At 72.1% G+C, this 11,136-nt stretch carries 14 protein-coding genes; 5 read left to right on the top strand and 9 right to left on the bottom strand.

What is annotated here, in order from left to right; translation table 11 throughout:
- Positions 1 to 21: 21 nt before the first annotated feature.
- Positions 22 to 1,095: an NAD(P)-binding domain-containing protein gene (locus HNR14_RS11185; RefSeq protein ID WP_179701105.1), complete on the bottom strand. Its 1,074-nt coding sequence runs from the start codon at positions 1,093 to 1,095 to the stop codon at positions 22 to 24.
- A 141-nt stretch (positions 1,096 to 1,236) separates the two neighbouring features.
- Here HNR14_RS11185 and HNR14_RS11180 point away from each other — a divergent pair, with 141 nt between their 5' ends.
- Positions 1,237 to 1,449 (top strand): DUF3073 domain-containing protein, encoded by a 213-nt coding sequence (locus tag HNR14_RS11180; RefSeq protein ID WP_021762602.1) that lies wholly within the window; start codon positions 1,237 to 1,239, stop codon positions 1,447 to 1,449.
- Between the two features lie 12 nt (positions 1,450 to 1,461).
- Here HNR14_RS11180 and HNR14_RS11175 read toward each other — a convergent pair whose 3' ends face one another.
- Genes HNR14_RS11175 through HNR14_RS11160 form a run of 4 tightly spaced genes read right to left on the bottom strand, consistent with a single transcriptional unit; the run spans position 1,462 to position 4,900 of the window.
- Positions 1,462 to 2,070: a response regulator transcription factor gene (locus HNR14_RS11175; RefSeq protein ID WP_179701104.1), complete on the bottom strand. Its 609-nt coding sequence runs from the start codon at positions 2,068 to 2,070 to the stop codon at positions 1,462 to 1,464.
- Positions 2,067 to 3,212: a histidine kinase gene (locus HNR14_RS11170; RefSeq protein ID WP_179701103.1), complete on the bottom strand. Its 1,146-nt coding sequence runs from the start codon at positions 3,210 to 3,212 to the stop codon at positions 2,067 to 2,069. The genes HNR14_RS11175 and HNR14_RS11170 overlap by 4 nt, the downstream gene beginning before the upstream one ends.
- A 24-nt stretch (positions 3,213 to 3,236) precedes the next feature.
- Positions 3,237 to 3,980, bottom strand: a complete 744-nt coding sequence (locus HNR14_RS11165) for an ABC transporter permease (RefSeq protein WP_179701102.1) — start codon at positions 3,978 to 3,980, stop codon at positions 3,237 to 3,239.
- Complete coding sequence (locus tag HNR14_RS11160) at positions 3,977 to 4,900, bottom strand: ATP-binding cassette domain-containing protein (protein WP_179701101.1); 924 nt, start codon at positions 4,898 to 4,900, stop codon at positions 3,977 to 3,979. The genes HNR14_RS11165 and HNR14_RS11160 overlap by 4 nt, the downstream gene beginning before the upstream one ends.
- A 124-nt stretch (positions 4,901 to 5,024) precedes the next feature.
- Here HNR14_RS11160 and HNR14_RS11155 point away from each other — a divergent pair, with 124 nt between their 5' ends.
- Together HNR14_RS11155 and HNR14_RS11150 are read left to right on the top strand one after the other, a co-directional pair.
- On the top strand, positions 5,025 to 5,480 hold the full coding sequence (locus HNR14_RS11155) for a prevent-host-death protein (protein WP_179701100.1): 456 nt from the start codon (positions 5,025 to 5,027) through the stop codon (positions 5,478 to 5,480).
- On the top strand, positions 5,481 to 5,822 hold the full coding sequence (locus HNR14_RS11150) for a hypothetical protein (protein WP_179701099.1): 342 nt from the start codon (positions 5,481 to 5,483) through the stop codon (positions 5,820 to 5,822).
- Positions 5,823 to 5,863: 41 nt separating this feature from the next.
- On the opposite strand, the gene HNR14_RS11145 is transcribed toward HNR14_RS11150, so the two are convergent.
- Positions 5,864 to 6,472: a TetR/AcrR family transcriptional regulator C-terminal domain-containing protein gene (locus tag HNR14_RS11145; protein WP_179701098.1), complete on the bottom strand. Its 609-nt coding sequence runs from the start codon at positions 6,470 to 6,472 to the stop codon at positions 5,864 to 5,866.
- 80 nt (positions 6,473 to 6,552) lie between these two features.
- Here HNR14_RS11145 and HNR14_RS11140 point away from each other — a divergent pair, with 80 nt between their 5' ends.
- Positions 6,553 to 7,236 (top strand): DUF998 domain-containing protein, encoded by a 684-nt coding sequence (locus HNR14_RS11140; protein ID WP_179701097.1) that lies wholly within the window; start codon positions 6,553 to 6,555, stop codon positions 7,234 to 7,236.
- 9 nt (positions 7,237 to 7,245) lie between these two features.
- On the opposite strand, the gene HNR14_RS11135 is transcribed toward HNR14_RS11140, so the two are convergent.
- Complete coding sequence (locus HNR14_RS11135) at positions 7,246 to 7,848, bottom strand: response regulator transcription factor (protein ID WP_179701096.1); 603 nt, start codon at positions 7,846 to 7,848, stop codon at positions 7,246 to 7,248.
- Positions 7,845 to 9,059: a sensor histidine kinase gene (locus tag HNR14_RS11130; protein ID WP_343064465.1), complete on the bottom strand. Its 1,215-nt coding sequence runs from the start codon at positions 9,057 to 9,059 to the stop codon at positions 7,845 to 7,847. The genes HNR14_RS11135 and HNR14_RS11130 overlap by 4 nt, the downstream gene beginning before the upstream one ends.
- Positions 9,060 to 9,204: 145 nt before the next feature.
- Between HNR14_RS11130 and HNR14_RS11125 the strand changes: the two genes are divergently transcribed.
- Positions 9,205 to 9,756, top strand: a complete 552-nt coding sequence (locus tag HNR14_RS11125; RefSeq protein WP_179701095.1) for a small multidrug efflux protein — start codon at positions 9,205 to 9,207, stop codon at positions 9,754 to 9,756.
- 22 nt (positions 9,757 to 9,778) lie between these two features.
- Here HNR14_RS11125 and HNR14_RS11120 read toward each other — a convergent pair whose 3' ends face one another.
- The gene (locus HNR14_RS11120) at positions 9,779 to 11,050 is read right to left on the bottom strand and encodes a Calx-beta domain-containing protein (RefSeq protein ID WP_179701094.1); all 1,272 of its coding nucleotides are present in this window, start codon (positions 11,048 to 11,050) and stop codon (positions 9,779 to 9,781) included.
- Positions 11,051 to 11,136 lie beyond the last annotated feature (86 nt).

Here is an 11,136-nt window from a genome sequence, read left to right as displayed (position 1 = left end):
GCACGGGGGGCGCGCGGGAGGCTACAGCTGGGCCATGATCTGGCGGGCGATGACGCGGCCGGCGCGGTTGGCGCCGATGGTGCTCGCCTGGGGGCCGTAGCCGGCGAGGAAGATGCGACTGTCCTGCCAGGAGGCACCCGAGGCGACGGTCAGGCCGCCCGCCTTCTCGCGCAGCTTGAGCGGCGCGAGGTGCCGCAGCTCGGGACGGAACCCGGTCGCCCAGACGATGGCGTCCGCGCGGGTGAACGACCCGTCGCTCCAGCGCACGCCGTCCGGCTCGATGGCGGTGAACATCGGGCGCTCGACGAGGAGCCCCCGCTCGATGCCGGCGGCGATGCGGCGGGTGCGGGGCACACCGGTCCCGCTGACGATGCTCGGCAGCGCCGCACCGGCGCGGGCTGCAGCATCTTGCTGCTGCACGGCGGCGACGCCGCCCTCGATCGTGAGCTCGGATTCGTCACGGAAGTCGACGGGGCGCCGGGTCGCCCACGCCAGCTCACCGGCGACGCCCTCCAGCTCGAGCAGGAAGCCGATCGCGCTCGTGCCGCCGCCGACCACGACGACCGACTGCCCGGCGAACTCCTCGGCCGACACGTAGTTCGAGGTGTGCACATGCCGTCCGGAGAATGTGTTCATCCCGGGGTACCACGGGATGAAGGGTGCACCCCAGGTGCCGGAGGCGTTGACGACGACGCGCGTGACGGTCTCGCCCTGCGAATGCCCCACCACGAGGTCCGCTCCCCGGTTGAAGACGCTGGAGACGGCGACCGGTCGCTCCACCCGGAGGCCGAAGTGCTCCTCGTAACGGCGGTAGTAGCCGGCGACGATGTCCTTGGCGGGAAGGGAGCGGTCGGCGGTCTCGAAGCTGAGCCCGACCTCCGCCATCCCGGGCAGATCGTTGACGTGATGGGCGCTGCCGAGCTTCAGCGCATCCCAGCGGTGCTGCCACGCGCCGCCCGTGTACGGACCCCGGTCGAACAGGACGAAATCCTCGCCGGGGACGAGCTCGAACCGCCGCAGATAGTAGGCCACTGCGAGCCCCGCCTGGCCCGCACCGATCACGACGACCTGGGTCTCGGTCCTGCTCGTGGTCACGCTGTCATCCCATCATGTCCGGCTGTGCGCATACTCCGGGTCCATAGGGACCTGCATGCTAAACTCGATGCTAGTTTTTATTGTTTCTGTTCGGATCCCCGGGAGCCCAGCCCCCGGGCTGGGACCAAAAGGGGGTCACGCATGGGGCGCGGCCGTCAAAAGGCAAAGCACACCAAGATCGCTCGTGAGTTGAAGTCGTTCAGTCCGACGGTCAACTACGACGCGCTCGAGCGCGAGCTGACCGGACATTCACACCACGAGGACGACCAATACGCCGCGTGGGCGGACTACGAGCCGGAGGAATCCGGCGACGGCTACGAGGACGAAGAGACCGAGACGCCGAAGCGCGCCTGACGAGTCCCGCCCCTACAACCACCCCTGCCGGGTGGCGATCAGAACCGCGTCCGAGCGGTTACGCGCCGCGGTCTTTCCGATCGCGCTCGACAGGTGATTGCGCACCGTCCCCTCGCTGAGGTGCAGTCGGCGCGCGATGTCGGAGATCGTGCCGCCGTCCCCCGCCAGGGCCAGCACCTCCGCCTCACGCGAGGTCAACGGTGAGACGCCGGACGCGAGCGACTCGGCGGCGAGCGTCGGGTCGACGACGCGCAGACCCGAGGCGACCCGACGCACGGCGTCAGCGAGCTGCCCCGACGGCGTGTCCTTGACGATGAAGCCCGAGGCCCCTGCCTCCATCGCCCGGCGCAGATAGCCGGGACGCCCGAAGGTCGTGACGATCAGGGAGCGGCAGGTGGGCAGAGCCGTGCGCAGGGCAGAGGCCGCCTGGATGCCGTCGAGCCCGGGCATCTCGACGTCGAGCAGGGCGACGTCGGCGGCGGACTCCCGGGCCGCGTCGACGACGTCGTCTCCGCGGCCGACCTGGGCCACCACCTCCAGGTCCGGCTCGAGGTCGAGCAGGGCGGCGAGCGCCCCGCGCACGAGCGCCTGGTCGTCGGCGAGCAGCAGGCGGATGGTCATGCGGTCCTCCGGACGGTCAACAACGTTCCGCCGCGCGTCCCCGCCGCGATCTCGACCGTCGCCCCCGACGTGCGGGCGCGCTCGGCGAGCCCGGCCAGCCCGGAACCGCGCACCGCGGCAGCTGCCGGCACCGAACCGACCGGCGCCGGACCGAGTCCGTCGTCCTCGATCGCGAGGGCGTCGCTCCCGACGGTCACCCAGCAGTTGCGGGAGCCGGAGTGGCGGATCACGTTGGTCACGCCCTCCCGCAGCACCCAGCCGAAGAGCTCCCGCAGATCGGGCGCGACCTCCTCGCCGTTGCGCGGGAGGTGCGCGGTGATGTCGGCTGCGGCCAGGCTGGCCTGTGCTGCGGCGAGCTCGGTCGAGATGCTCATCTCGCGGTAGCCGGCCACGGCCGCCCGCAGATCGGCCAGCGCGGAGCGGGTGAGGCGTTCGATGTCCGCGAGCTCGGCCTCCGCCCGCGCCGGGTCCACGGGGACGAGCCGGCGGGCGAGTTCGGACTTCACGGTGACGACGGTGAGGGAGTGCCCCAGCACGTCGTGCATGTCGCGCGAGAACCGCGACCGCTCCTCGATGACCGCGAGCCGGGCGATCTCGCCCTGGGCGCTGCGGAGCTTGCGGAGGGCATCGATCTGGCGGGCGAACGCGCTCATCATGATGCCGATCGAGACGGTGACGAGGGCGATGAACCAGTAGTCCTCGAAGCTTCCCGCCAGGAGGAACGCCACCAGCTGGAGCGCGCCCAGCGCCACGATGAGAGCGGTCGAGAGCACGGGCCGCGCCACGACCATCCCGATCACGCAGGCGACGTAGACCCAGGTCCAGCAGGTGATCTCGCCGAGCGAGGGGATGAGGAGGAGCGTCAGGGCGAAGTAGCCGGCGATCGCGAGCATCCGCGTGCGCTCGCCCTCCCACCAGAGCAGGGGCGGGAGGGCGAGGAAGCCCGCGTAGACGAGCACGAGGAGGAACGTCGTGATGATCTTCTCGGCGAGGGAGCCGTCGGACGTCCAGAGGCCGGCCAGGACCGAGATCTGGTAGACCAGGCCGATCAGCGCGCCCGGATACCAGCGCCGTGCGGCCTGATGGGTCAGCCGGGCGCGGAACCCTGCCGGCCGGCGCTCCTCGACCTCGTTGCTGAACACGTCCCTACCCTAATCAGCGGCCGGTCAGCCGCGCGCGGCGTCGCGGCGGTAGCGCCAGACGATCAGGGCGCCGAGGGCGACGGTCCAGGCGGCCAGCACCAGCGCCGGGGTCAGGACGTCCCCGCTCTGCAGAGCGCCGAGCTGACCGACGCGGTTGAGCCAGTACGAGGGGACGGCCTTCGCCACGTTCGCGACCCACACCGGGAAGATCTGGAGGGGGATCCAGAGCCCGCCGAGCACGGCCATCCCCATGAACACCGCCATGAAGAGAGGCTGCGCGAACTCGGGCTTGGCGAACTGACCGATCAGGATGCCGAGCAGCGCGAACGGGATGACGCCGCACCAGATGCCGAGGGCGGCGAGCAGCCAGCTCCCGGCCGACAGCTCCGGGTGGTAGAGCGCGAGCGACACCCCGATGATGACGACGATGCTCACCAGTGCGAGGGCGAGCGCCGCGATCAGCTTCGAGACGAGGTAGCCGGTGCCCGACAGCGGGGTGACCCGCAGCTGGCGGTTCCAGCCGATCGAGCGCTCGGTGACGATCCCGAACGCCTGCGAGAGGGCCGCCATCATGCCGCCGTACGCGGCGACCTGGATGGTGGTGACGACGATCCACGGCAGGTGCGTCACCGCATCCACCTGCCCTCGTCCGCCGAAGGTGCCGCCGAACGCGATCAGCATCACGAGCGGGACCGCGAGGGTGAACACCATCGAGCGCATGTTCTTCAGCTGACGGAGCGACTCGCGCCCCAGATAGGCGATGCTCATCGCGTCGCTCCTTCGGTCTCGTGCGCCTCGGTGAGGGCGAGGAAGGCCTCGTCCATCGTGTGCGCGGTCACTTCGATGTCATGGATGTCGTCGTGCGTGGCGAGGAGCGCCCGGAGCGTCGCGTCGGAGTCGTCGCTGACGAGGGCGAGCTGGCCGGCCCGGTGCTCGACGCTGCGCACGCCGGGCAGTGCAGCGAGCGTGGCCTCCACCGCCGGGGTCCAGGCGAAGTCGGCGGAGGCCCGGATACGGCGGCCCGAGACGACCGCCTTGACCTCGGCGGGCGTGCCGTCGGCGACGACGCGGCCACGGGCGAGCATCACGATCCGGTCGGCGTAGGTGTCGGCCTCGTCGAGGTAGTGGGTGGCGAAGACGACCGTGCGGCCCTCCTCCGTGAACTCGCGCATCGACTGCCAGAAGGTGCGCCTGGCCTCCACGTCCATCGCGGCGGTGGGCTCGTCGAGGAAGAGCAGGTCGGGGTCGGAGACGACGGCGACCGCGAACCGGGCGCGCTGCATCTGGCCGCCGGACAGCTTGGCGACGCGCTGCTTGGCGATCTCGGTGCACCGCGCCCGCTCGAGCGCCTCGGCGACGCTGAGCGGGTGCCGGTGCGCGGCGGCGACGAGCGCGACGCACTCGGCGACGGTGAGGGTGGGGAGCAGGGCGCCCCCCTGCAGCATGGCGCCGACCCGGCCCTCCCGGATGGCACGGATCGGCTCGGCGCCGAACAGCTCGGCGGTGCCCGCGGAGGGCCGCGCGAGGCCGAGGGCGAGGTCGATGGTCGTCGACTTGCCCGCCCCGTTCGGGCCGAGCAGGGCGACCACCTCGCCGGGGCGGATGGTGAGGTCGACGCCGTCGACGGCGGTGAGCGAGCCGAAGGACTTGCGCAGGCCGGCGAGGCGGATGGCGGGTGTCTGATTCACGCTCTCAGCCTCCCGCCGCGGCCGGCCCGGCGCGCAGGGCGGGTGTCAGGAGGTGGGGGTGATGAATGTCATGGGTACGCACCATTCGCAGCATTCAGAAGTAGTTCTGAACTATGATCGAGGGATGCTAACCGCTGCCCGCCCACAACAGGTCTTCCAGTCCTCCGAACTCAGCCGCAACTCGACCCGGGTCTTCGCCGCTGCCGAGGATCAGCCGGTCGAGGTCACGCGCCGCGACGGAGAAGATCTCGTCCTCATGTCCAAGAGCGAGGCGGACGCACGCGAAGGACTGCTTCAGCTCGCCGCGACTCTCATCGGCGTGGCCACCGACACCCGAGGAACGCTGGCGGAGCGCATGTCCGAGGCCCTGCCGTGGATGCTCGCCCTCAGCCCCGAGGACCGCGAGACCTGCGCGAGCGATCTCATCCGGGCGGCTCGTGCTTCATTCTCCACCGGGCAGGCGCACCTCGCGGTGGCCGAGCTGAACTCCTGGCTCGAGACCGCTACCGCGATCGCTGCAGGGCTCTCCACGGCATCGGTCGACTGGCTCGACGCCGACCGCCCCGTCGAGCGGCCGTAGGTGGCGCGAGAGAAGAAGGTCGCCCGGCCGACCAAACGCAGCGAGTACGGAATCGAGTTCGCCACCAGGCAGGCACAGGTCGGCTGGACCGACCTGTGCGCCACGATCCGCGGACCGCCGGCCGACGCGTGGGACTTTCTGACCCGCACCCCTCTGGCTGAGACGCCGACGAACTACCCGCTGAAGGGTGCGCTGGGGACCATCACGCGCGACGGCGCCGTCCACCAACGCTGGCAGCACAAGCCGACCCTCAAAGGCGACGCACGCATCTGGTTCTACGTGGACGGTCAGGTCGTGCACCTGGAGCAGGTTCACACTCACCACCCGAACGCAACGAAGTAGAGGCGGTGGGAGCCTCTTCCTCGACCGGATGCGGAGATCGATCAGACGGCGGCCGCGTGCCCGCGCAGGAACGCATCCACCGTCGCCGCGATGTGTGCCTCGAGGTCGGCGTCCGTGAACGTGTGGCCGGGGTCGAGGAGCAGGCGGTCCTGCAGCGGGCCGACCAGCGCGTAGGCGAACTGCGTCGCGGCGCGGACGGGGTCCGATGCGGCGAGCGCGCCCTCATCCGCCAGCGACCGGAACCGGTCGGCGAGGAGCTCGATCGTCGCGGCCGGGCCGGCCCGCCAGTATCCGGCAGCCGCCTCCGGGAACCGGCCGGCCTGCGAGATCGCCAGGCGTCGCAGGCTGACGACCTCCGGCCGGAGCACTCCCCGCACGAGGACCCCGGCGACGGCCAGGAACCGGTCGCGCACCGGTCCGGCGCCCTCCAGGCCCGCCGTCGCCGACCGCAGGATGCCGCCGGCCTCGGCGGTGACGACCTCCAGCAGCTCGACGAAGAGCGCGTCCTTGTCGGCGAAGTTGCTGTAGACCGTCGCCTTGGAGACTCCGGCGGAGGCTGCGATCGCCTCGATCGTCGTGCCGGCGAAGCCGTCCCGCAGGAACAACTCGCGCGCGGCCGTCAGGATCTCCGCCGTCTTCCGCTCGCGCACGGTGCGCTCCTCCCTTGACCCGGTCGTCGACGCCAGCCTATCCTTATCAAACTAAACGGTTCAGTTCAGATTGGATGGCCATGTCGCGCACCGTGCCGGGCGAATCATCCACCTCCCGCATCGACTGCACACCCGAAGCCCGGGTCACCAAATCCCTGCTGGGCTACGGCGTCATCGCCGGGCCCTTCTACGTCGTCTGCTCGGTCGTGCAGGGCCTGCTGACGCCCGGCTTCTCGTTCGCGACGGACAGCTGGAGCCTGCTCTCCCTCGGCGGCGCGGGCTGGGTGCACATCACCGTCTTCGTCCTCACCGGGCTGATGACCGCGGCGGCCGCGATCGGTTACCGCCGCCACCTCCCGAGCGGGCCGGGGCGCACCGCCTGGGTCTTCCTCCTGGTCTACGGGATCCTGCTCATCGCGGCGGGGGCAGCCCTCCCCGATGCGACGGGGGCGGGCTTCTCGGTGCACGGGATGCTGCACCTGCTGGCCGGAGGGCTCGGGTTCGTGGCCTTCGCCGTCTGGTCGTTCGCCCTGGCGCGGCGCCTGCGCAGGACGTCGGTGCCGGCCTCCGCGACGAGCATCATCGTGGGCGCGCTGCTCCTCGTCGGCTTCGTGGCGATCGCGGTGTCGGGAGGCTCGGCCGTCGCCACGATCGCACTGACGGTCGTCGTCATCCTCGCCTGGGCCTGGCTGGCCGTGGTCTCCGTCTGGATGTACCGCGAGGCCGCCGCGGCGGGGCGCATCGTCGTGCCGGCCGCCGGCTGACCAGGGCCGTCAGATCCAGCCGCGCTCCTCGGCGATGAGGACGGCCTGCTGTCGGGTGCTGACCGACAGCTTGCCGATCACGGCGGAGACATGGTTGCGTACCGTGCCCGGCGCCAGTGAGAGCGCACGGGCGATCTGACCGGTCGTCTCGCCGCGCCGGCCCGCGCGCAGGACGTCCAGTTCCCGGTCGGTGAGCGGGGAGCGCTCGTCGCTCAGGGCGTCGGCCGCGACCTCCGGATCCACATACCGCCGGCCCGCCGCGACCGTGCGGATGACCGCCGCGACCTCCGCCGCATCACGCGACTTGGGCACGAAGCCCGAGACACCCGCCGCCAGCGCGCGCCGGAGCACCCCCGGGCGGGCGTGGCGCGTGATGACGATGCACCGGGTCGGGAGGGCGCGCGTCAGCCGAGCGGCGACCTCCACCCCGTCGAGACCCGGCATCTCGAGGTCGAGCAGGCAGACATCGGGCGCGACGCGCAGCGCTTCGGCGACGGCCTGCTCGCCGTCGGAGCACTCCGCGACGACCTCGATGTCGGCCTCCAGCCGGAGCAGCGCCGCAAGGGCGGAGCGGATCATCCCCTCGTCGTCGGCGATCAGGACGCGGATCATGCCCGGCCCTCCTCGACCGGGACGGTCACGACCAGCCGGAACGACTGCGCTCGGTGCTCGACCGCCAGCGCGCCGCCTGCGTCGGAGACACGGCGGGCGATCCCCGGCAGTCCCGACCCTCCGCCGTCGCCGGAGGACTCCCGATCCGTGGCGTCGTTCTCGATCACGAGTCGCCACGCATCCACGTCGCGGGTCAGCGAGAGGAGCGCCCACCGTCCGCCGCCGTGCCGCAGCGCGTTAGTGGTCGCCTCGCGGATGACCGGTCCGAGGACGGCGGCCGGCGCGAGATCGGCGTCGCGGTCGACCGTCGCCTCGGCGGCGACACCCGCCGCCCGCAGCAGGTCGACGGCGTTCGCGAGCTCGTCACGCAGGGGGACGGAGCGGAAGCGCAGCGCGAGGTCCCTCGTCCCCTGCCGCGCCTCGTCGACGCTCGACCTCGCCGCACGCACCTGAGCGAGCGACGCCTCCGGGTCGCTCGTCATCAGCCGCTCCGCGAGCTCCAGCTGGAGGGCGATGACCTGCAGATGGTGCCCCTGGAGATCGTGGACGTCGGTCGCGACCCGCAACCGCTCCTGGGTGGCGGCCAAGCGCGCCTCCGCGGCGCGAGCGCGATCGAGGGTGAGGACCACGTCCCACCACCACAGCGACAGGATGGTGACCGCCGGCAGGGAGGCCGCGTAGAAGCCGAGCAGGAACCAGGTCGAACCGCCGTCGGCCGGGATGCCGAACCGGACGTCGATCGCCCAGAGCGCTGCGAGCAGGACCGTCACCACCAGCACGACCCGCAGACGGATGCCCGGCCCCCAGTTCAGCAGGACGATCGCCTCGACGAGCGGGACCGCCGCGATGACCCAGATCCCCGTGGCGTATCCCAGCACGAGCGAGCACGCGAGCGCGACGAGGAGCGGGACGAACGCCCGCCGCCGGCGCACCGGCACTGCGTCCTCGTCCCTGCGCCGGTAGTCGAGCAGCATCGGGACGGTGGCGGCGATCCACACCACCCCTGCGATACCCGCGGCGAGCACGGACCCCGCGTCGAAACCTGCGCCGACGAGGGCGGCCTCCCAGAACAGCACGAGCATGACGACGAAGAAGACGACCGTGCCGAAGGTGTACCACCAGGTCGCGGACACCCCTCGGCTGAGCCGCGGTGCGATCCGTGCCGTGGCGGCAGCACCGGCGGCCTCCGCTGCCTCTGCCCCGTATCCCACCCGTTCATCGTAGGTGCGTGACGAATGTCACGGATCGCCCGAGCGGAACGCCCGGAGACCGGTGACGCTCGCACACTTCCGGCACGCACCCGCGACCGATGGACTCGGATGGAGCACGCACGACCGACCGATCGGAGCAACCACCATGAACCTCGTCGACGCCCTCCAAGACCTCGTCGGGCACGTGCCGGACCTCGTCCAGCCGCTGATCGTCGCCGCGGCCGGCGCCATCCCCTTCGTCGAGGGCGAGGGAGCCGCGACGATCGGGATCATCGGCGGGATCGCTCCCGCGATCGCGATCATCGCCGCGATCGTCGGCAACTTCGCCTGCGTCGCCGTGCTCGTCCTCCTCGGCTCGGGCGCGCGCCGCGCCGTCGTGACCCGCAGCCGCGCGCGGAAGCAGGCCACCGCAGTGGCCGCCGGCCACGGCGTCGGCGCCGAGCCGGACCTCGAGACCGACCCCGCGCCGGCCAGCTCACCACGGAAGGCCAAGTTCCAGCGTGCGTTCGAGCGCTACGGCGTGCCCGGTGTGAGCCTGCTCGGGCCGCTCCTGCTGCCCACGCAGTTCACCGCGACGATGCTCGCCGCGGCCGGCGTCGGCCGGGCGCGCATCCTGATCTGGCAGGGCGTCGCGATCGTCGGCTGGACGGTCGCCGTCTCGCTGGTGATCGGCGGCGTGGTGAACACGCTGAACTGACCCCGACGAGCCGTCGAGGCCGTCAGGCGTCGGCGTTCTTGAGGGTCACGCCGCGCAGGACGCTCACCACTCCCGCGATCCCGCCGACGGAGAGGATGGCGCCGACGATCAGGAGCAGCAGGTCCTGTCCGGTCGTGCCGCCGGGCCGTGCGGTCGGGTCGGCGACGGGGAGTGCCGATGCGGGTCCGTCCGCGTCGTGCGAACCCGCGACGGCGAGCGAGGCGGTCGCGGAATCGTTCGGTCCGGCCGCCACGGCAGCGGTCGGCGTCGCCACGGCCGGGAGCAGGACCGTCGCCGAGGCGGCTCCGACCGACGTGGACGCCCGCTGCAGGAGCACGAAGAACGTCGCGGACGGCGAGCCGACCGCCCGCGCTGCCAGAGGGATGCGGACCTTCGCCTCGCGCACCCCGTCGGCGAGCACGACGGTCCCGGAGGTCGCGGTGTAGTCGGCGCCGGCGCGTGCGGTCCCGTCGGCGGTCGTGTAGTCGACGGTCGCCTCGCCGTTCGCCGTGGCGCGCGTCACCACGACGACGGCCGAGGTGCTGCCCGCGACGACGCTGTTGGCGGCGACCGAGAGCGGCCCGCTCGCGACGACGGTCGTCAGGAGGGTGGAGGCCGTCGCCGGCTTCAGTCCGGAGCCGTCGGCGGGGAGGTAACGGGCGACCAGGGTGTGGGTGCCGGCGGCGGGGGTCATGAGCTCGACGCGCGCGGAGCCTCCCGCGACCGCGACGACCGTCTCGGCGCCGCCATCGATCGAGAAGCCCACCGATCCGCCGTCGGCGGCGCCCAGCAGGAGCCGCGAGACGGCAGCGGTCGTGACGAAGGGCCGGCCGGCCTCGGGGCTCGTCGGAGCATTCAGCGTCACGACGGTCGCGTCAGTGCAGGCCGGTGCCGACGCGTCGATCGCGGCGACCGCGCCCTGCACCCGCCAGCCGAGGGCCGGCTCCGCCTGCGCATCGAGGGTCAGCAGGGCGACGCCGTGGTGCTCGCCCGGGAGGAACGTGTTCGGTTGGCCGCGGTCCGCGGCACCGGAGGTCAGCTCGTTGTCGCCGCCGCCCGCGGGCACCGTCACCGGCTCGGCGGCGGTCGAGCGGTAGCCCAGCACGACCGTGCGCGCCGTGACGGCGCCGAGCGGAGCATCCTGGACGCAGTCGATGAGCGGGGTGACGGTCCCGCTGGAGGGAGAACCCGGATCGGGCTGGGCGAGCGCCGCCGGTGCCGCGCCGAGCAATGCAGCCACCGCCGCCATGCCCGCCGCGCTCGCCACGCGAAGGTGGGCAGACAGGCGGGTCACCCCGTCACTCTATCCAGAGACGGCCGTGCCCCGCTCCGACCAGAACAGGGCACGTCTGCGCGGACCCCGCAGCAGAACGCCCGCCT

Source organism: Leifsonia naganoensis (assembly GCF_013410615.1).
In the GTDB taxonomy this organism is placed as follows: Bacteria; Actinomycetota; Actinomycetes; order Actinomycetales; family Microbacteriaceae; genus Leifsonia; species Leifsonia aquatica.
The sequence above is the reverse complement of the archived record's forward strand: the minus strand, read 5'-3'. Positions and strand labels throughout refer to the sequence as shown.